At 73.3% G+C, this 19,432-nt stretch carries 17 protein-coding genes; 8 read left to right on the top strand and 9 right to left on the bottom strand.

All coding sequences use genetic code 11. The features are described 5' to 3' along the window. The first annotated feature begins 3 nt into the window (after positions 1–3). The 4 genes from ACH4LD_RS16145 (at position 4) to ACH4LD_RS16130 (ending at position 5,032) form a co-directional block, all read left to right on the top strand. Positions 4–1,347, top strand: a complete 1,344-nt coding sequence (locus ACH4LD_RS16145) for an MFS transporter (RefSeq protein WP_398055317.1) — start codon at positions 4–6, stop codon at positions 1,345–1,347. 456 nt (positions 1,348–1,803) lie between these two features. Next, positions 1,804–2,184, top strand: coding sequence for a hypothetical protein (locus ACH4LD_RS16140; RefSeq protein WP_398055316.1), 381 nt, complete (start codon positions 1,804–1,806; stop codon positions 2,182–2,184). Continuing rightward, positions 2,181–2,648, top strand: coding sequence for a peroxiredoxin (locus ACH4LD_RS16135; protein WP_398055315.1), 468 nt, complete (start codon positions 2,181–2,183; stop codon positions 2,646–2,648). The genes ACH4LD_RS16140 and ACH4LD_RS16135 overlap by 4 nt, the downstream gene beginning before the upstream one ends. A gap of 53 nt (positions 2,649–2,701) precedes the next feature. Continuing rightward, a complete protein-coding gene (locus ACH4LD_RS16130; RefSeq protein ID WP_398055314.1) occupies positions 2,702–5,032 on the top strand; it encodes a SpoIIE family protein phosphatase in 2,331 nt (776 codons plus the stop codon). Here the strand turns inward: ACH4LD_RS16130 and ACH4LD_RS16125 are convergent, their stop codons facing one another. The 3 genes from ACH4LD_RS16125 to ACH4LD_RS16115 all read right to left on the bottom strand — a co-directional run bounded on the left by ACH4LD_RS16125 (position 5,033) and on the right by ACH4LD_RS16115 (position 7,153). Then, positions 5,033–5,467 (bottom strand): cupin domain-containing protein, encoded by a 435-nt coding sequence (locus tag ACH4LD_RS16125; RefSeq protein WP_132784568.1) that lies wholly within the window; start codon positions 5,465–5,467, stop codon positions 5,033–5,035. A gap of 145 nt (positions 5,468–5,612) precedes the next feature. Then, on the bottom strand, positions 5,613–6,224 hold the full coding sequence (locus ACH4LD_RS16120) for a DNA polymerase ligase N-terminal domain-containing protein (RefSeq protein WP_398055313.1): 612 nt from the start codon (positions 6,222–6,224) through the stop codon (positions 5,613–5,615). 65 nt (positions 6,225–6,289) lie between these two features. Continuing rightward, entirely contained in the window at positions 6,290–7,153 is an 864-nt protein-coding gene (locus tag ACH4LD_RS16115; protein ID WP_132784566.1) for an oxidoreductase, read from the bottom strand. A 159-nt stretch (positions 7,154–7,312) separates the two neighbouring features. Between ACH4LD_RS16115 and ACH4LD_RS16110 the strand changes: the two genes are divergently transcribed. Next, the gene (locus ACH4LD_RS16110; protein ID WP_398055312.1) at positions 7,313–8,191 is read left to right on the top strand and encodes a helix-turn-helix domain-containing protein; all 879 of its coding nucleotides are present in this window, start codon (positions 7,313–7,315) and stop codon (positions 8,189–8,191) included. Between the two features lie 141 nt (positions 8,192–8,332). After that, on the top strand, positions 8,333–9,397 hold the full coding sequence (locus ACH4LD_RS16105) for a LacI family DNA-binding transcriptional regulator (protein WP_398055355.1): 1,065 nt from the start codon (positions 8,333–8,335) through the stop codon (positions 9,395–9,397). On the opposite strand, the gene ACH4LD_RS16100 is transcribed toward ACH4LD_RS16105, so the two are convergent. The 4 genes from ACH4LD_RS16100 to ACH4LD_RS16085 are packed head-to-tail and all read right to left on the bottom strand — an operon-like array spanning position 9,360 to position 13,985. Next, on the bottom strand, positions 9,360–10,763 hold the full coding sequence (locus ACH4LD_RS16100; RefSeq protein WP_398055311.1) for a glycoside hydrolase family 32 protein: 1,404 nt from the start codon (positions 10,761–10,763) through the stop codon (positions 9,360–9,362). The genes ACH4LD_RS16105 and ACH4LD_RS16100 overlap by 38 nt on opposite strands. Further along, positions 10,760–11,614, bottom strand: coding sequence for a carbohydrate ABC transporter permease (locus ACH4LD_RS16095; protein WP_132784562.1), 855 nt, complete (start codon positions 11,612–11,614; stop codon positions 10,760–10,762). The genes ACH4LD_RS16100 and ACH4LD_RS16095 overlap by 4 nt, the downstream gene beginning before the upstream one ends. A gap of 14 nt (positions 11,615–11,628) precedes the next feature. Next, positions 11,629–12,579 carry a carbohydrate ABC transporter permease gene (locus ACH4LD_RS16090; protein ID WP_132784561.1) on the bottom strand — a complete coding sequence of 317 codons (951 nt, stop codon included), beginning with the start codon at positions 12,577–12,579 and terminating at the stop codon, positions 11,629–11,631. Then, positions 12,576–13,985 carry an ABC transporter substrate-binding protein gene (locus tag ACH4LD_RS16085; protein ID WP_398055310.1) on the bottom strand — a complete coding sequence of 470 codons (1,410 nt, stop codon included), beginning with the start codon at positions 13,983–13,985 and terminating at the stop codon, positions 12,576–12,578. The genes ACH4LD_RS16090 and ACH4LD_RS16085 overlap by 4 nt, the downstream gene beginning before the upstream one ends. A 154-nt stretch (positions 13,986–14,139) precedes the next feature. Here ACH4LD_RS16085 and ACH4LD_RS16080 point away from each other — a divergent pair, with 154 nt between their 5' ends. Together ACH4LD_RS16080 and ACH4LD_RS16075 are read left to right on the top strand one after the other, a co-directional pair. Beyond that, complete coding sequence (locus tag ACH4LD_RS16080; RefSeq protein ID WP_398055309.1) at positions 14,140–15,720, top strand: glycoside hydrolase family 32 protein; 1,581 nt, start codon at positions 14,140–14,142, stop codon at positions 15,718–15,720. 27 nt (positions 15,721–15,747) lie between these two features. Next, on the top strand, positions 15,748–16,722 hold the full coding sequence (locus tag ACH4LD_RS16075; protein ID WP_398055308.1) for a TauD/TfdA dioxygenase family protein: 975 nt from the start codon (positions 15,748–15,750) through the stop codon (positions 16,720–16,722). Position 16,723: 1 nt separating this feature from the next. Here ACH4LD_RS16075 and ACH4LD_RS16070 read toward each other — a convergent pair whose 3' ends face one another. Then, positions 16,724–17,752: an LLM class flavin-dependent oxidoreductase gene (locus tag ACH4LD_RS16070; RefSeq protein ID WP_398055307.1), complete on the bottom strand. Its 1,029-nt coding sequence runs from the start codon at positions 17,750–17,752 to the stop codon at positions 16,724–16,726. Positions 17,753–17,839: 87 nt separating this feature from the next. Then, positions 17,840–19,351, bottom strand: a complete 1,512-nt coding sequence (locus tag ACH4LD_RS16065) for a metallophosphoesterase family protein (RefSeq protein WP_398055306.1) — start codon at positions 19,349–19,351, stop codon at positions 17,840–17,842. Between the last annotated feature and the right edge of the window lie 81 nt (positions 19,352–19,432).

Here is a 19,432-nt window from a genome sequence, read left to right as displayed (position 1 = left end):
ACGATGTCCCCCTCACCCTCCCCGTCCCCCCGCGGCCGCAGACTGGCTCTGCTCGTCGTCGCCCTGTGCTGGCTCGCCGTGCTCTTCGACGGCCTCGACATGTTCGTCTACGGCTCCGTGCTGCCGCACATGCTGGCCACCAAGGCCCTCGGCATCACCCCGGACCAGGCCGGTGACCTCGGCAGTTACGCCACCTTCGGCATGCTCGTGGGCGCCCTGACGGCCGGTACCGTCGCCGACCGCATCGGCCGCAAGAAGCTGATGACCGCCTGCGTCACCCTGTTCTCGCTCGCCTCCGGGCTCTGCGCCCTGTCCGGCTCGGTCGCCGTCTTCGGCCTCGGCCGGACCCTCGCCGGCGTCGGCCTCGGCGGCCTGCTGCCCACCGCGATCTCGATGGTCTCCGACTACGCCCGCGGCGGCCGGGGCGCCCTGACCATCGGCGCCCTGATGACCGCCCACCACACCGGCGGCATCCTCTCCGCCTACGTCGCCAAGTGGCTGGTGGAGCCCGTCGGCTGGCGCGCCGCCTTCTGGATCTGCGTCGTACCGCTGCTCTACGTCCCGGTCCTGCTCAAGGCGATGCCGGAATCGCTGAGCTTCCTGGTCGCCAAGGGCCGCACCGACGAGGCCCGCGCCCTCGCCGCCCGCTACGGGACCGAACTCCCCGCCGAGGCCGGCCTCCCCGACGCCGGGCCGCGCTCGCGCGGGGGAACCGCGCCGGGCGCCCTGCTGAACCTCTTCCGCGGCGGCGAGTGGCTGCAGACCCTGCTGTACTGGCTGGCCTCCTTCGGCGGACTCCTCCTCGTCTACGGTGTCGCCACCTGGCTGCCCACCCTGATGCGCGGCGAGGGCTACAACCTCGGCTCCGCCCTGGCCTTCGTGGTCCTGTTCAACCTCGGCGGCATCGTCGGCATGCTGGTCGCCGGCCGGGCCTCGGACTGCTTCGGCGCCCCGCGCATCTCCGCGATCTGGTTCGCGCTCACCGCGGCCGGCGTCTTCCTGCTCGGCGTGCACATGCCGCTCGGCGTGACCTTCCTGGTCGTCTTCCTCACCGGCGTGTTCCTCAACAGCGCCCAGACGATGATCTACGCGACCGTCTCCATCCGCTCCACCCCGGACAACCGCGCCACCGCCGTCGGCTGGACCTCCGGCATGGGCCGCTTCGGCGCCGTCTTCGGCCCCTGGCTCGGCGGGCAACTGCTCGCCACGGGCCACGGCGACTGGGGCTTCACCGCCTTCGCCCTGGCCGGCGTGTCGTCCATGGTCTTCATCGGCATCGCGGCCCTGCGCTCGACCCGGCGCCCCGAGCCCAGCGAGGCCGGACGGAAGCTGGTCACCGCCGGCTGACCCCCGCCCCTCGCGCCCGGCGCCGCCCCCGGTCCAGGGTGCGACGCCGGGCGCGCGTCGCCCCGTACCGTCGGGCTCGCCCCGCCACTGGGTGCGCCTCGCGATCGGGCGCGCACCGGGTCGCCGGTGGCGTCGGCGAGGCGCAGGGCGATGGTGTCACCGCCGGCGCGGGTGATCTTCACGCGGAGGGCGGGCGCGCCGGTGGCGTGCAGGGTGACGCCGCTCCGGGCGAACGGCACCAGACCCTCGGGGTGCGGCGGGGCGTCGCCCCACTGGGCTCGCCCGACGCGGACAAACAATCCAACGCTTGTCCGGTTCAACGGCCACGCTCGCGACTGACGTCGCCCGGCGGGACGCCGTCCCGGCCCCACCGATCCGGCGCGTACCCACCGGGAACGGCCACCCCCGCGCCTACCGTCCAGTAATATCCGGCGGCAGGACACCGAAGGAGGTACCGTGCCCCGGTCCCCACGCTCGCCCCTGCTGCTCGCCGGTCTGCTGGCGGCCGCCGGAGTGGCCCATTTCGCCGTTCCCCGGCGGTTCGACGTGACCGTGCCCCGTGCGCTGCCGGGCCCGCCCAGGGCCTGGACATACGGGAGCGGGGCCGCCGAGCTGGCCCTCGCGGCCGGGATCGCGGCGCCCCGCACCCGCGCCCTCGCCGCGAAGGCGGCGGCCGCCTTCTTCGTCGGCGTGTTCCCGGCCAACGTCCAGATGGCCGTGGACTGGCGCGACCGGCCCGCGCCGCTCAGGGCGGCGGCCCTCACCCGGCTGCCCCTCCAGGTGCCGCTGGTGCTGTGGGCGCGCGCAGTCGCCCGGGGCGGGGAGGTGCGGTCATGACCGAGCGCGTCGAGATCGGGGCCAAGGCAGAGGACTTCGCCCTGCCCGACGAGACCGGCACCACCCGCCGGCTCACCGAGCTGCTGGCCGACGGCCCGGTCGTCCTCTTCTTCTACCCCGCCGCCCTCACCCCCGGCTGCACCGCCGAGGCCTGCCACTTCCGCGACCTCGCCGCCGAGTTCGCCGCCGTCGGCGGCCGGCCCGTCGGGATCAGCGGGGACACCGTCGACAAGCAGCAGGAGTTCGCCGGCCGGCACAGTCTCGGGATGCCCCTGCTCTCCGACGCCGACGGCACGGTCCGCGAGCGGTTCGGCGTCAAGCGCGGCTTCTCCCTGGCCCCGACCAAACGGGTCACCTTCGTGATCGCCGAGGACCGTACCGTCCTGGAGGTCGTACGCAGCGAACTGCGCATGAACACCCACGCCGACCGGGCCCTCGCCGCCCTCCGCGCCCACCGGGGCTGAAGCGGACACCCTGCCGCTTGATGCACCGGGACAATCGGATCATCCTGGGGCATATGAAAGATGTCGCCGCCGTGGCGGTCATCGACGCGCACGGCACGGTGACCGGGTGGACCGAGGGAGCGCGGCTGCTCACCGGCCACCCGGCCGAGGAGGTCGTGGGCCGGCCGGCCACGGACCTGCTGGCCGAGGACGCCCCCGGCGACATCCTCACCACCCGCACCGGACCGGTCGCCCTGCGCCACCGCGACGGGCACCGCCTGGTGCTGCCCGTCACCGTCTGTCCGCTCGCCGGCGCCGCCGGTCAGCCCGCCGGCTACGTCGTCACGGCCCTGCCGCCCGGCACCACCCTGGCCGCCCAGGCATTCGAGCAGGCGTCCATGTCCATGTCGGTCTTCGACCTCCGCCAGCGCTACCTGCGCGTCAACGCCACCGCCTGCCATGTGATGGGCGTCCCCGAGGAGGCCCTGCTCGGCCGGTTCTTCCCGGACACCGTCGAGGACACCGAACCCAGCCGCGGCTTCCTGGCCCATCTGCGCGAGGTCGCCGAGACCGGCCGGCCGGTCCGCTACGAGAGCTACACCGGTGCCCCCGCCCTCAACCAGGAACACGCCTGGAGCATCGAGATGTGGCCGCTGCGCGACGCCGCCGGCGAACCGGCCGCGGTGGCGCTCGCCGCGCTCGACAGCAGCGAGCAGTACTGGGCCCGGCGCCGGCTCGCCCTGCTGAACGAGGCCGCGACCCGGGTCGGCACCACCCTCGACGTGATCGGCACCGCCGAGGAGATGATCGAGCTGCTGGTCCCGCAGTACGCGGACTTCGCCAGCGTCGACCTGCTCGACTGGGTGCTCGGCGCCGACGAACCGCCGACGCTTCCGGACGGCGGAGTCGTCCTGCGCCGCGTCGCCCACGGCTCCACCCGCCCCGGCAACCCCGCGGCGGCCCTGCACCTCGGCGAGACCGACGTGTACCAGCCGACCTCCCCGCCCGCCCGCGCGCTGCACGAGAGCCGCGCGGTGCTCAGCCAGGCCGGCGAGCCCGAGTTCGTCCAGTGGCTCGCGGAACGCAACGCGCGCTCGCCCGGGGGCCGCCCCTTCCGGCAGGGCGCCCACTCCATGATCGCGGTACCGCTGCGGGCCCGCGGCACCACCCTGGGCGTCGCGGTCTTCGTCCGTATGGGCCACCCCGACGACTACGGCCCCGACGACGCCGTCTTCGCGGAGGAACTCGCCAGCCGCGCCGCCGTCTGCATCGACAACGCCCGCCGCTTCACCCGCGAACGCTCCACCGCGCTCACCCTCCAGCACAGCCTGCTCCCGCGCGGCCTGCCCGGACAGGCCGCGGTCGACGTCGCCCACCGCTATCTGCCGAGCGGCTCCCTGGCCGGCATCGGCGGCGACTGGTTCGACGTCATCCCGCTCTCCGGCGGCCGGGTCGGCCTGGTCGTGGGCGACGTGGTCGGCCACGGCATCCAGTCGTCCGCCACCATGGGCCGGCTGCGCACGGCCGTCCGCACCCTCGCCGACGTCGACCTGCCGCCCGACGAACTCCTCACCCACCTCGACGACCTGGTCACCCACCTCGCCGCCGACGGCAGCGGGGAAGAGGTCGCCGAACTCGGCGCGACCTGCCTGTACGCGGTCTACGACCCGATCTCCCGCCGGCTCGCCCTGGCCGCCGCAGGCCACCCCGCCCCGGCCGTCGTCCTGCCCGGCGGCACCGCGGAGTTCCTGCCCGTGTCCGCCGGACCACCGCTCGGCGTCGGCGGACTGCCGTTCGAGGCGACGGAACGGGAACTGCCCGAGGGCTCGGTCGTCGCCCTCTACACCGACGGCCTGATCGAGGACCGCGACCGGGACCTGGACGGCGCCACCGAAGAACTGCGGCGCGCCCTCACCGCACCCGCCGCCTCCCTCGAAGCCCTCGCCGACGACGTCCTGAAGGCCGTCCTGCCCGACCAGCCCGGCGACGACGTGGCCCTGCTCCTCGTGCGCACCCGGGCCCTGGGCGCCGACCGGGTCGCCACCTGGGACGTGCCGCCCGACCCCGCCCAGGTCGCCGTCCTGCGGCAGGCGGCCACCGAGAGACTGACGGACTGGGGGCTGGCGGAGACCGCCTTCGTCACCGAACTCGTCGTCAGCGAACTCGTCACCAACGCCATCCGCTACGGCGAACCGCCCATCCAGCTCCGTCTCATCCGCGACAGCGCCCTCATCTGCGAGGTCTCCGACGCCAGTTCCACCTCCCCGCACCTGCGCCGGGCACACGCCTACGACGAGGGCGGCCGGGGACTGCTGCTCGTCGCCCAGCTCACCCAGCGCTGGGGCAGCCGGCAGACCGGCGCCGGCAAGACCATCTGGGCCGAACAGCCACTGCCCGGCGACTGATCACTGGAACGCGCAGCCCGGGTTCGCCGCGTCCTCGGAGAACGGTGAGCCGTGCGGCAGCACGTACAGCACGTCGAGGACGAGCGGCGTGTCCCCCAGGTTGCGGCCGATGTGGACGTGATCGCTCCCGGACGGCTCCCGGATCGTCGCGCCCGTCCGGTACACGCCGTCCGAGCCGCACGTGGCGTCGAAGTGGCTGAGGGTGCCCTGCTTGACGACGCCGTACAGCGGGCCGTCGTGGTAGTGCCAGCCGGTGCTCTGGCCGGGCGGCACCGTGATCTCCCGCAGGGTGTAGTCGGTGCCACCGACGGTGGTCTGCGCCAGGATCCGGGCCGTCACACCGGGCCCGGCCGGGGTCGCCCCGGCCGGGCCGGGGAGCGCGAGGGCCGCGGCGGACACCACGCCGACGACAGCGGTTCGGAGTGCGGTGCGCATACGGGGCCTCCAGGGGCGCGAGCGGACACCGCCCGAACATAGAGGCCGCGAGGACGGGCCGGGGCCGGAACCCGGTGATCCGCATTCCGGCGCCCGCGCGCGCTGCCCCGGCGCCGTCACTCACGACGGCGCCGCTGTGCCGGTGTCACTCCCGGCCGGCAGCGGCGGCGACCTGGGCCAGGGTGCGCCCGCTGCGCACCGAGCGGGCCCGCCGGGGATCGGGGGTGCCGTGCCCGTCCGGTCGCGCCGGCCCCTTGCGCACCAGCAGCCAGGCCTCCTCCCCGTCCGCGGCGCCGCGGAAGCGGGTGAGGGCGTACTCGCCGTGCAGCTTCACGCCGTGCAGCCGGAAGGTGGCGTGCCCGCGCTCCAGGGACTCCGCGAAGTCCACCGGGTGCCCCCGGCGGTCGTGGCTGAGCGGCTCGTACCTCCCGCGGTCCCACACGATCACGGTGCCGCCGCCGTACTCGCCCTTCGGGATGACGCCCTCGAAGTCCTCGTACTCCAGCGGATGGTCCTCGGTCGGCACCGCCAGCCGCTTGTCCCCGGGGTCGGTGGACGGGCCCTTGGGCACGGACCACGACTTGAGGACGTCGTCGACCTGGAGCCGGAAGTCGAAGTGCATCCGCCGGGCGTCGTGGATCTGCACCACGAACCGCGGCTCCTCACCCCGCGTCCGGTCCGCCTGCCCCGACGGCTCGCGGGTCCGCTCGAAGTCACGCTTGCCGCGGTACGCCCGCAGCCGGTCCTCCGCCGCCACCTCCGGCTCCTTCCCACGACGCCTGCGACCGCCTCACGCGCCCCGGGTACCCCGCCCCCGTCCGGTCAGCCCGCGATGCCGTTCAGCTCGGCCATCGCGTCGTCCGGCAGCACCAGGTCCGCCGCGGCGATGTTCTCCCGCAGGTGACCGGGGGAGGAGGTACCGGGGATCAGCGCGATGTTCGGCGAGCGGCGCAGCAGCCAGGCCAGCGCCACCTGCTGCGGCGACGCGTCCAGCCGGGCGGCCACCTTCGCCAGCGTGTCCGACTGGAGCGGGGTGAACCCCCCGAGCGGGAAGTACGGCACGAAGGCGATGTTCTCCGCCGCCGTGCGCTCCAGCAGCGCGTCGTCCTGCCGGTTCGCCAGGTTGTACAGGTTCTGCACGCTCACCACGGGCGCGATCGTCCGGGCCTCGTCCAGCTGCGCGGCGGACGCGGCGCTCAGCCCCAGGTGCCGGATCAGCCCGCGCTCGCGCAGCTCGGCCAGGGCGCCGAACTGGTCGGCGATCGGGTCCTCGTTCGGGGTGTCCATGTCGCCGAGCCGCAGATTGACCACGTCCAGCGTGTCCACGCCGAGGTTGCGCAGGTTGTCGTACACCTGCGCCTTCAGGTCCTCGGGGTGCCGGGACATGATCCAGCTTCCGTCGGCTCCCCGCCGGGCCCCGACCTTGGTGACGATGCGCAGATCGTCCGGGTAGGGGTGCAGGGCCTCCTTGATGATCTGGTTGACGACGACGGGCCCGTAGAAGTCGGCCGTGTCGATGTGGGTGATGCCCGCCTCCACCACCGCACGGAGCACGGCCACCGCCCGGTCCCGGTCCCGCGGCGGACCGAAGACGTGCGGTCCGGCCAGCTGCATGGCGCCGTACCCGACGCGGGTCAGGGTCAGACCGTCGGCCGGGGTGACGGTGCCACCGAGCTGTGCAGTCATGTCGTACCTCTCAGAATGTTCCGGCCACCGGACGTCCCCGGTGGCCTCGCTCGCTTCGTTCTCCACCCTCCGCCCGATCCGCCCGGCACGGCAGTGCCCCCTCGATCCTGGGAGTGACAGGGACAGTCACCGCCGCCCGGCCGGCCGTACGGTGGGGGCGTGGACGGATCGAACGCGCTCGGTGAGTTTCTGCGCGCCCGCAGGGCGCTGGTGAGGCCTGAGGACGTGGGGCTGCCCGGTGGCGGCCTGCGCCGGGTGCCGGGGCTGCGCCGCGAGGAGGTCGCGATGCTGGCCGGCATCAGCTCCGACTACTACCTGCGCCTGGAACAGGGCCGCGACCGCAACCCCTCCGTGCAGGTGCTGGAGGCCATCGCCCGGGTGCTGCGGCTGGACCCGGACGCCACCGCCCACCTCGTCGGGCTCGCCCAGGAGCGGCCCGCGCCCGGCCTGCGCCCGGGACGGCGGGCACAGCAGGTCCCGGCGAGCCTGCTCCAGCTCATCGACGGCTGGCCGCGCAACCCCGCCTACCTCCAGAACCGCTACACCGACTGCCTGGCCGCCAACGCCCTCGCCACCGCGCTCACCCCGAACTACGCGCCCGGCGTCAACCTGCTGCGGGCCGTGTTCCTCGACCCCGCCGAGCGCGCCCTGCGCCGGGACTGGACGGACCTCACCGCGGAAGGCGTGGCCGCCCTGCGGTCCGAGGCCGGGACCGACCCGGACGACCCCCGGCTGCGCGACCTGGTCGGCGAGCTGTCCCTGCGCAGCGAACGCTTCCGCACCCTGTGGGCCCGCCACGAGGTCCGTCCCCGGCGCGGCCGGGTGAGCCACCTCAGCCATCCCCAGGTCGGCGACCTCGACCTGCACTCCAACAAGCTGTCCGTGGACGGCACCGACGGACTCACCCTGGTCGTCTTCCACGCCGAACCCGGCAGCCGCAGCGCCGAGCTGCTGGACATCCTCGGCAGCCTCACCGCGTCCGGGCGGGCGGGCGCGCAGACCGGGGAACGGACACAAGAGCCGGTCGAGGAGCCGTAGCCCAAGTCGTCGAGAGGGTACGGCGGCACACCGTCCACGAGGAGACCTTCCCCCGACCGTCTCCCGCTGTGTCCGCCCCCGGCCTCACGGATAGGGTGAGCGGTGATCGACCGGGCGGGTGGGAAGAGGGCAGCGGACGGCATGGGCGGCGGCGCGGACAGCAACGGCGTGGGCGGCGGACGGCCCACCTCACGGGACGTCGCCCGGCTCGCCGGCGTCTCCCACACCGCCGTCTCCTTCGTCTTCAACGGCCGCGCCGAGGGCAACCTCTCACCCGCCACCCAGGAACGCATCCGGCAGGCCGCCGCCCGGCTCGGCTACCGGCCCGACCCCGTCGCCCGCGGCCTGCGCCGCCGCCGTACGGCCGTGATCGGCCTGGTCACCGACGAGATCGCCACCTCGCCGTTCGCCGGGCGGCTGCTGCGCGGGGCCATGGAGACCGCCTGGGACAGCGACCACCTCGTCCTCACCGTGGACTCCGGCGGCGACCCCGCGAAGGAGGACGCGGCCGTCGCCGAACTCCTCGACCGGCGCGTGGACGGCATCATCTACGCCGCGATGTCCCTGCGCCGGGTCCGGGTCCCCGAGGGTCTGCACCGCACCCACTCCGTGCTCGCCAACTGCCTGCCCGAGGACGACTCGCTGCCCGCTGTCATCCCCGCCGAACGGGCCGGCGGCCGGACCGCCGCACGCCTGCTGCTGGAGGCCGGGCACCGCCGGGTGGCCCTGGTCGGCGGGCAGGACGACATCGCCTCGGTGCAGCGGCTGCGCGGCTTCCGGGACGCGCTGCGCGCCGAGGGCATCACCGTGCCGAAGGAGTGGGTGGTGCGCACCGGCGGCGAGATCACCGGCGGCTACGAGGGAGCCACCCGGCTGCTCGACGGCACCGCCCCGCAGCACCGGCCCACCGGGATCTTCTGCTACAACGACCGGGTCGCGGCAGGCGTGCTGCACGCCGCGACCCGGCTCGGGATCGCCGTACCCGGCGAGCTGTCGGTGGTCGGCTACGACGACCAGGAGCACATGGCCGCCTTCCTCACCCCGGCCCTCACCACCGTCGCGCTGCCGCACCGGGCGATGGGCGAGGCCGCGGCCCGGCTGCTGCTCGACGCCATCGACACCGGCCGCACCCCGCCCGCCACCGTGCGGCGGCTGGCCTGTCCCGTGGTCAGCCGCGCCTCGGTGGGACCTGCTCCCACGCGCTGACCTCTGCGTCCCCCTCGACCAGCAGCTCGGCGACATCGCCAGGCCGGTGGTAGACCCGCTCGGTCACCGTCGCCCGGTCCGCCACGAACACTTCCAGCAGCGAGCCGTCGGCCAGCAGACGCACGCACAGGCCCGGTCCCGGCGGCACGCCCACCGTCACCGGAGCCGATCCCCCGACGCCCTCGCGGGGCCATCCGGAGCGGTCCAGGACGACGGTGCCGGCGTCCGGGTCCAGCCGGAGCGTCAGCGCCCGGTCCGCCGACCGCAGCAGTGTGACGGTGGTGGCGCCGTACGCCGTCACCGTCAGGTCGTACGCCCCCGGCAGCGGCACCGCCCGGCCCGGCCCGGTCGCGAAGGGCCGGTCGGCGCGCAGGAGTTCCAGCTCCGGGGCCGGTGCGACCCGCAGCGTGCCGTCGGGACCGGCGTCGACGACCCGCGGCGCGGTGAGCGTGCCCGCCCAGCCCGCCGCCAGCACCGCCGCCTCGTCCCGCGCCTCCCACGACCAGCCCCACATCAGGGCGCGGCCCGGCTCCTTGAGGACGGCGGGGGCGTAGAAGTCCCGGCCGTGGTCCAGTCGGCCGCCCGTGCGGGGCGCGTGAGTCAACCCGCCTTGTGCCGCCACCTCCAGACGTCCCGTCAGATACCCGGTGGTCCGGGGGTTCCCGTCCCACAGGGACACCGCCAGGACGTGGTCCCCGCCGGACGTCTCGAAGAGCTGCGGGCACTCCCAGCCGACCGCCTTGTCGCCGAACGCGCCCGCCGCGACGGGGTCGTGCCCGTCCAGCAGGACACCCGCGAACCGCCAGTCGGTCAGCTCCTCGCAGTCGTACAGCAGCACCGACGGGGTGCCGTCGGCGTGGCCCGCTCCCACGAGTGCCCAGCGGCGGCCGGCGTGGCGGAAGACGAACGGGTCGCGGAACATCACCACGTCGAGTCCGGGGGGCGGACCCGGGACCACCGGGACGGGCAGGGGCCGCCAGGCCAGGAGCCGGTCGTCGGCCGGGTCGGCCGCGCGGGCCAGGCAGATGGTGCCGAGCCCGGTGTGGGCGTGGTCGACACCGGTGTACACCGCCGTGGGCACACCGCCGTCGTCCACCACGCACCCCGACCAGCAGCCGGCCTCGTCGGGGCCGCCGGGCGTCGGGGTGAGGGCGATCGGGTGGTGCTCCCAGTGGACCAGGTCGGGGCTGGAGACATGGCCCCAGTGCACGTCGGCGTGGACCGGAGCGGCCGGATTGTGCTGGTAGAAGAGGTGGTGTCGGCCATGCCAGCGGAAGGGGCCGTTGGGGTCGTTGATCCAGTGGGCGGGCGGGCGGACCCGGAAGCGGGGGGCGTCCGGGTCCGGGGCGGGAGCGGCGGTGCTCAACGGTTGACTCCTGCGGAGGTGATGCCCTCGCGGAGAGGGCGCTGGCCGACGACGAACACGGCGACGGCGGGGATCATGGAGAGGACGACACCCGCGAGGACCACCGAGATGGAACCGGTGCCGAGGTTGCCCTGGAGGGACACCAGCCCCAGCGGAAGGGTGTAGTTCTGGCCGGAGGTCTCCAGGATCAGCGGGCGGAAGAACTCGTTCCAGTGGTAGTTGAAGGCGAGCACGCCGACGATGGCGAGGCCCGGCCGGGCCAGCGGGGCGTACACGGACCGGAAGATCCGCCAGGGCCCGGCGCCGTCCAGCATCGCCGCCTCGCCCAGGTCCTTCGGCATGCCCATGAAGTACTGGCGCATCAGGAAGGTGCCGAACGCCGTCGGGAACGCCGGAACGATCAGACCGAGCAGGGTGTCGGTCAGGCCCATCGACTTGAGCACCAGGAACACCGGGACGATCGTGACCTGCAAGGGGACCATCATGGTCGCCAGGACCAGGCCGAACAGCGGCTTCTTGAAACGGAAGTCGAGCCGGGCGAACGCGTAACCGGCGAGCCCCGCGGTGACCATCTGGCCCGCCGCGATCAACGCGGTCACGAGGGTCGAGTTCAGCGCGAGCAGCCACACGTCGATCTGCTCGAACACGCCGTGGTAGGCGGCCGTGCTGGGATGCGCCGGAATGATCTGCGGCGGCAGGTCGAACGACTCCGCCGGAGTGCGCAGCGAGGTGGACACGGTCCACACGACCGGTCCGAGGGTCAGCAGTGCGCACACCGTCAGCCCGGCGATCCGCGCCCACGGCCCGAGCGCGTACCGGGCACGGCTGAGGGTCAGGGTTGCTTGGCTCATGGGACTCACCCGGCTCACTGGTAGTGGACGAAACGCCGGCTGAGCCGGAACTGGAGGGCGGTGACCGCCATGATCAGCACGAACAGCAGCACGCCCACCGCGGACGCCTCGCCGAACCGCAGCTGCTCGAAGGCCTTCTCGTAGATGACCATCACGACCGTGCGGGTGGAGTCGCCGGGCCCGCCGTCGGTGAGGACGTACGGCTGCTCGAAGACCTGGAGCGCGTTGATGATGCCGACGACCGAGGCCACGAGCAGGGTGGGGGAGAGCAGCGGCAGCGTGATGGCGAGGTGCTTGCGCGGGCCGGTCGCGCCGTCGAGCGCGGCGGCCTCGTGGATCTCCTTGGGGATGTTGTTCAGCCCGCCGACGAACAGCAGGAAGGAGAACCCGAACTGCTGCCACACGTACACGATGACCACCGTGGCCATCGCGCCGTGCTCGGAGGTCAGCCACGGCACGGGCGCGATCCCGAACAGGCCGATCAGCCAGTTGACCACTCCGAAGTCCTGGTTGAACAGGTACTTCATCACGACCGAGATGGACGCGGCGGACAGCACGAGCGGGAAGAAGAACGCCGAGCGGAACACCGAGCGCAGCCACGTCGGCATCCGGCCGTTCAGCGTCAGCGCGAGCGCCAGCGCGATCAGGAGCTGCGCGGCGACCGCGAAGACCATGAAGACGAGGGTGTTGCGGAAGGACACCAGAACGGTCGCATCGCCGAACACCTCCCGGTAGTTGGCCGTACCGGCGAAACGGGGCGCGTCGATCACGTTCCAGTGGAAGAGGCTCAGCACGACCGAACCGACGATCGGTACGACGGTGAAGACCACGATCCCGACCACGGTCGGCGCCAGGAACACCGCCGCCAGCAGCCGCGTCCCCCGCTCACGCGCTCCCGGGCGCACGGCCCGCACAGCCGGGCTCGCGGCCCGCGGTCGCACGGAGGAGATCCGGGTGTCCGTCATACGTCACGCTCCATGGCCTTCTCCAGGTCGCCCTGCATCCGGCGCAGCGCCGGTCCGACCGAACCCGGGCTCGACAGCGCCGTCCCGGTGTGCTTCAGCAGCACCTGGGTCACCTCGGCGACCTGCGGCGGGGCCGGTATGGGCCCGGTGTCGGGGAACCGGTCGAGGGTGTCGTAGAAGACCCGCCAGTGCGCCGGGCCGGTCTCCCGGTAGCGGTCCGCGGTCAGCATCGAACGGCGGGCCGGGGTGGTCTGGTTGGTGGTGAACAGCTCGCTCAGGGTGTCGCGCCGGGCCGAGTACTTGATGAACTCCCAGGCCTCGTCCTGTTTCTTCGAGGTGCGCAGCAGCGCGTAGCCGGCCGCGCCGAACTGGTGGCGCTGGGTGCGCCGGCGCGGGAAGTACTGCACGTCGAAGCCGTCGGCACGCATCCCGGCCAGATGCAGACCGCCCGCCCAGAAGCCGCCCGCCGGCGTGACCCCGACCCGGCCGGTGGAGAACACGCCGATGAGGTTCTGGCCGTTGCCGCCCTCGGGCCGGGTGCACAGGCCGTCGTGGACGAGGGCGGCGAGATAGTCGTACGCCTCCGCCACCCGGTCGTCCGTGGCCTGCGGGGTCGTCCAGCGGAAGCCGCCCCCGCGGCCCCGCCGCCGGTCGGCCGGGTAGAAGGCGTCCCACAGCCAGGAGCCGCCCGGCGCCTTGGACTCGGCGAGCAGGTTGGTGCCGTTCGCGAACAGCCAGGGGACCACCCCGCCCCACAGCCGGTTGGTCCAGAAGTACGGCGTGAAGTGGGAGTCGCTCGCCTTCTTCATCCGGCGCAGCAGCGCGGTGAAGTCGTCCCGCGTCCAGTCGCCGGCCGGGAACTCCGCGCCGGCGCGCCGCAGCACCTGGGTGTTGAGGTACATGTCGGCGGCGTTGAACTCGATCGGGAGCTGGTACAGGCTGCCCTCGTACATCATCGACTCCACCAGCGAGGGGTGGACGTCGGCGAAGTACTCCCGCAGTTCGGCCGCGTCCCGCCGCACCCAGCGGTCCAGTGGCACGCCCAGGTGGCGGGCGAACAACTGCACGCCCTCGGTGGCCACGTAGACCAGGTCGGGCGCGGTGCCCGCCGCGATCTGCGTGAGGATCTTGGCGAAGAAGTCCGACCAGTCGACGGCCTGCACCGCGTTGATGCGGACCTTGATGTCGGGGTGCAGCCGGCGGAAGCCGTCGACCAGGGCGCGGACCCCGGCCGGGGCGAACGCGGAGCCCAGGGTGGCGACGACCAGGGAGCCGTCGTCGCGGCCCGGGATGTCGGCTCCGGTGAGCCGGTCCCAGCTGGCGGCGGTGCCGGCGAGCGCGGCGGCTCCCGCGCCGTAGGCGCCGTACCGCAGCAGGGCGCGGCGGGAGTAGAGCGAGTCGGTCATCCAAGCGTGCCTAACTCGTGTTAGTCGAGGGGTGATGCCCCCGATGATGAAAAGCGCGTCACATCGGTGTCAAGGCTCGGGAACACTTGACCTTTAACGAGTTAGGTCTAGAGTCCCCTCAGCCGATGACCCGTCAGGAAGGGGACACCGAACGATGCGTGGTCTGAGCAGAAGGGCCCTGTTCGCCTCCACGGCCGCCGGAGCCGGGGCGGCGCTGTTGCCCGCGGCGCCCGCCGGGGCGAAGCCGCGGTCCGGGCCGGCGGCCGGATGCGCGCGGTACCGCGCCGACTACCACTTCACCGTGCCCGACCAGTGGAAGAACGACCCGCAGCGCCCGGTCTGGATCGACGGCGAGTACCACTGCTACTACCTCTACAACGCCGACTACCTGGACGGCCGCGAGGGCACCGCGTGGCGGCTGGCCACCAGCACCGACCTCGTCTCCTTCACCGACCGGGGCATCGCCGTCCCCAAGGACACGACCGTCAACGGCGACGTGTGGTCGGGCTCGGCGGTGGTCGACACCGACGGCACGGCCGGCTTCGGCGCGGGCGCGGTCGTCGCCGTCGTCACCATGTCACCCGGCGGCGGCACCGACCACCAGGAGCAGTTCCTGTACTACTCGACGGACGGCGGCCGTACGTTCACGAACCACGGCACCGACCCCGTCCTCGCCAACCCGGGCGTCCTCGACTTCCGCGACCCCAAGGTGATCCGCGACGACGACCACGACCGCTGGGTGATGGCCCTCGCCGAACGGAACAAGGTCGGCTTCTACCACTCGGGCGACCTCAGGTCCTGGACGTACGCGGGCGGTTTCGTCAAGGACGGCCTCGGTGTCCTCGAATGCCCCGACCTGTTCCGCATCACCGCCGACGACGGCGCCGTGAAGTGGGTGCTGGGCGTGAGCGCGGACGGCACCGGCTCCGGGCAGCCGAACACCTACGCCTACTGGACGGGTTCGTTCGACGGCACGGGCTTCACCCCCGACTTCGCCGACCCGCAGTGGCTCGACCACGGCTGGGACTGGTACGCGGCCGTCACCTTCGAGAAGCGGAAGCCCGACGGCACGGTGGATCCGGCCACCCGCCACGCCCTCGGCTGGCTGAACAACTGGGCCTACGCGCACACCACTCCGACCATCGACGGCGACGGCTTCAACGGCACCGACTCGATCGTCCGTGAGATCACCCTGAAGAAGTCCGCCGACGGCGGCTACCACCTCGCCTCCCGCCCGGTCCCCGCGCTCGACGCGTACGTCTCCCGGACCGTGCGCCTCGGCGACCTGACGGTCGACGGCACCCGCACGCTCGACCACACCGGCATCTCCTACGAGCTGACCACCGAGATCACCTGGTCCGAAATCACCGGCGCGGGAGTCCAGTTGCGCCGCTCCCCGGACGGCGTACGGCACATCGACGCCGGCGTGTACGGCGACTACGCCTTCCTCAACCGGCGCGGCACCGTCAACCCGGACACCGGCGGCACCCGGCAGGAGAGCCGCACCCCGTTCGACCGGTCCGCGGGCCGGGTGCGGCTGCGGATCCTCGTGGACCGCACGTCCGTCGAGATGTTCGTGGACGACGGCCGGTACGTGCACTCCGCCGAGGTGTTCCCCTATCTGGTCGACGACCGCCTGGCCCTGTTCAGCGTCGGTGGCACGGCCGTGTTCCGGAACACGGTGATACGGGAGTTCGCCGTGCCGGGGCAGAGGGTGTCACGATCTCCCCGGTAGCGGATACGGACGAGTACCGGAGGGCGCATGACGACGGACAGGGCGACCGCGGACGGAACGGGGCACGTCCCGGGCGTGGAGGTGCGGCCGGTCGCCGGGCACATCGGCGCCGAGATCACCGGCGTGGACCTCGCCGAGCCGCTGGACGACGCGGTGACCGCGATCGTCAGGGACGCGGTGCTGCGCTGGAAGGTGGTGTTCTTCCGCGGTCAGCGGCTCGACCACGCCGGGCACATCGCCTTCGCGCGCCGCTTCGGCGAACCGGTGGTGCTCCCGCGCCGCGGGCCGCACTCACCGCCCGGCTTCCCCGAGATCGAGACCACCGCCGACCGGCTGGAACTGGGCGGGCGGTACGGCATGGACCACGACGAGTGGCTGAGCCGGCGCCGGCACACCCTGCTGCGCGGCTGGCACTGCGACCACGGGGCCCGCGTCGACCCGCCGGCCGCGACCGTCCTGCGCGCCGAGACCGTCCCGCCCTACGGCGGCGACACCACCTGGGCCAACCTGGCCGCCGCCTACGCCGGACTGTCCGCCCCGGTCCGCGCCTTCGTCGACGGCCTGCGCGCCGAGCACCGGCTCGGCGTCGGCTACCAGCCCCGGCCCGGCGACGACGCCTACGTCCGCCACCTGCTGGACCACCAGGTCGCCTCCGTGCACCCGCTGGTCCGGGTGCACCCGGAGACCGGGGAGCGGGTGCTGTTCGTGAACGGTTACTACGTCGAGCAGATCGTGGACGTCTCCCGGCCGGAGAGCGCGGCGCTGCTGGACATGCTGCTGGAGCAGGCCGTGCGCCCCGAGTACACGGTCCGCTTCCGCTGGGAGCCCGGCAGCGTCGCCTTCTGGGACAACCGGGCCACCATGCACCTGGCTCCGAGCGACCACGCGCACGTGGGTTCCCCGCGGGTCATGCACCGGGTGATGCTCCACGGCGAGGTGCCGGTCGGGGTGGACGGGCGGCCCTCCGAACCGGTCACCGGCACGGAAGCGGGACGCTGGTGACTCAGCCGGCGGGCCGCCATCCCAGCGCCGGACCCAGCCGCGTCGCCATGTCGGTGAGGATCTGCACGTAGTCCTCGTGCTCGAAGGTGAACGGCAGCGCGAACGCCACCTCGTCGACCTCGCGGAACGCGGCGTGCGCGTGCAGCCGTTCCGCCAGCTCGGCGGAGGTGCCGACCAGGTCCGGCGCGAACAGCAGCCGCGCCGGGCCCTGCGGGGAGGCCGTACGGGGCAGGCGCCCGGCCGCGTACGCCTCGTACTTGGCGCGCTGCTCCGGTGTCGCCGAGTCGGTGGGGATCACCACCAGCCCCTGGGAGACACGGGCCGCCTCCCCGTCCGGGTGGTGGGCGCGGAACGCGCGGATGTGGGAGAGCTGGATCTCCGCGAAGTCCAGGGGCGCCTCGGGGTTCTCCGCCTTGACGACGCTGCTCGTCAGGAAGTTCATGCCGTGCTCGCCGGCCCAGCGCGCCGAGCCGAGGCTGCCGCCGCCGTACCACAGCCGCCGGCCGAGCCCGGGGGAGTGCGGCTGGACGACGTCACTGAAGACCTCGATGCCCTCCACCCCGCTGAAGTCGGTGGCGGGCTTGCCGCGCAGCAGGTCCAGCAGCCGCCGCACCCGCTCGTAGGAGAAGTCCTCCGCGTCGGCGGTGTCCGGGTAGAGGGCGTCCTTGACCTGGTCGTAGTGCGTCGGCGGGCCCACGCTGACGCCCGGGTTGAGCCGGCCGCCGGACAGCACGTCCACCGTCGCCAGGTCCTCGGCGAGCCGCAGCGGGTTCTCCCAGCCGAGCGGTGTCACCGCGGTACCCAGCTCGATCCGGCGGGTGCGCTGCGAGGCGGCGGCCAGCACGGCGACCGGGGACGATATGCCGTACTGGAGGTGCCGGTGGCGGACCCAGGCGCTGTCGAAACCGAGCCGCTCGCCCAGCTCGATGATCTCCAGGGTCGACTCGTGGCCCCGGCCCGGGTCCGCCGGGTCGAACAGGCCGATGGTGAGGAAGCCCAGCTTGCGCAACGGGCGAGGGGTGGACGGCACGGGCTCCTCCAGCGGTCGTACGTCGGCTCCGCACCGATTCTCGCAGGCGAGTGTGACAACCGTGTGATCAGTTCGGCCGGCCCCCGGTCACGCCGGCCGGGACAGCGGGATGACGACCTCGTCCTCGACCGGCGGGTCGAGCTCCTGCGCGCGGTTGCCGGTCGCGGCGAAGCAGCGCAGCCGGACCGCGTCCGGACCGACGTCCAGCCGCAGGAAGCACTTGAAGAAGGGCGGGCTGTAGGTGGCGGAGGACGGCGAGAACAGCTGGGTGTAGATCTTCCGGACGGGCAGCCGGAACCGGGCGGGCCGGCCGGGGCGGCGGCCGGCTCCGAGGAGGCTCGCGACCAGGCGGGCACGGCGGGTGACCCGGACGTCCGGGCCGGGTGCGCGGGCCGGCTCGATGCCGAGCCGTTCGGCGACCACGGCCGTCGCCTCCGCCTCGGTGAGGGTGAAGAAGCGGCGCAGCCGGAGCCTGCGGCCGTACAGGCGGCTGTAGAAGGCGAGCGAGTCGCCGCGCAGCGGGTAGCAGCGGAACGCGTCCTCGGTGACACCACCGACGGAGACGCGCGGGACTGTGTGCGTGGCGTGCATGAACGCGCCGCCGCCGCCCGCGACGACGTACTGGATCGTGCGGCCGTCCACGTCGACCGGATACCGCTGGTAGTTGTGGATGTCACCGCCGATCGCGGCCACGTAGCGGTGCTCGGGAGCCCGGACGATCTCGTCCACCGTGCCGCCGCCCTCGATGGGGCAGGGGTGGTGCTCCCCGTCGACGTACAACGGCGATCCGGTGACGAGGATCTTGGGCCGGGGCCCCCGGGATATCTCCCGCAGCCAGGCGCCCTGTTCGGCGTCGACCGTGCCGAGCAGACCGGTGTCGATGCCGACGATCCGCACCGGTCCCGCGTCGATCGCCCAGTACGGGCCCGGCTGTACGGCCTGTTGGCCCGGCGCCGAGCGCAACTCGCGCTCCGAGGCCAGCCGTTGCTCGTCGGCGGGGCGCGCCCGGTGCCACAGCAGGGAGCGCCACCAGGCGCGGGTGAGCGGGCGGGGCCGGGGTTCCGGGCCGGGCGGCGGGGTGTCGGCGCAGAAGACGCGCATGAAGGCGCCGAGGTCCTCGTACCAGTCGTGGTTCCCGGGGACCGCGTAGATCGGCGCGGGATAGTCCCGGTACGGCCGGAAGAACTTGTCGCCGTAGTCGTCGGCGCTGCCGACGGGATAGATGACATCGCTGGCGATCACCGCGAAGTCGGTGCCCTGACTCACCCTCAGGAGGCCGGGGACGACGGCGTACTGGGAGTCGTCCCCCTCACCCGTGTCCCCGATGACCATGAACGAGAACCGTTCCGGCACGTCCCGCGGGATCACCTTGTCCGTGGGCGCCCCGGCAGCCGCCCGCGCGGCCACCCAGCGGCTGCGGGTACGGCCGGTCGGATCGCCGAACCAGGACGCCAGCACGCCGTTGCGGGCGGCCCACAGGACGCGCGGATTCAGCCACGACAGCTTCTCGACGTGGTCCGGCATCAGCCGCCGGTAGGTGCCGGGTTCGGCCGCGCCCCAGCCGGCGCCCTGTGCGGTATCGCGTGAGGAGTCAGACACGCGGTGCACGGTAACAACGCCCCGGTCAGCGGCGGAATGCCGGGCCCCGCCCAACCCGCCCAGGGACCGGGCCCGTTCGGG

Origin of the sequence: Streptomyces sp. NPDC017676, from assembly GCF_044329325.1 — a bacterium.
In the GTDB taxonomy this organism is placed as follows: Bacteria; Actinomycetota; Actinomycetes; order Streptomycetales; family Streptomycetaceae; genus Streptomyces.
Note: the sequence above shows the minus strand (reverse complement) of the source record. Positions and strands in the feature narration are given on the sequence as shown.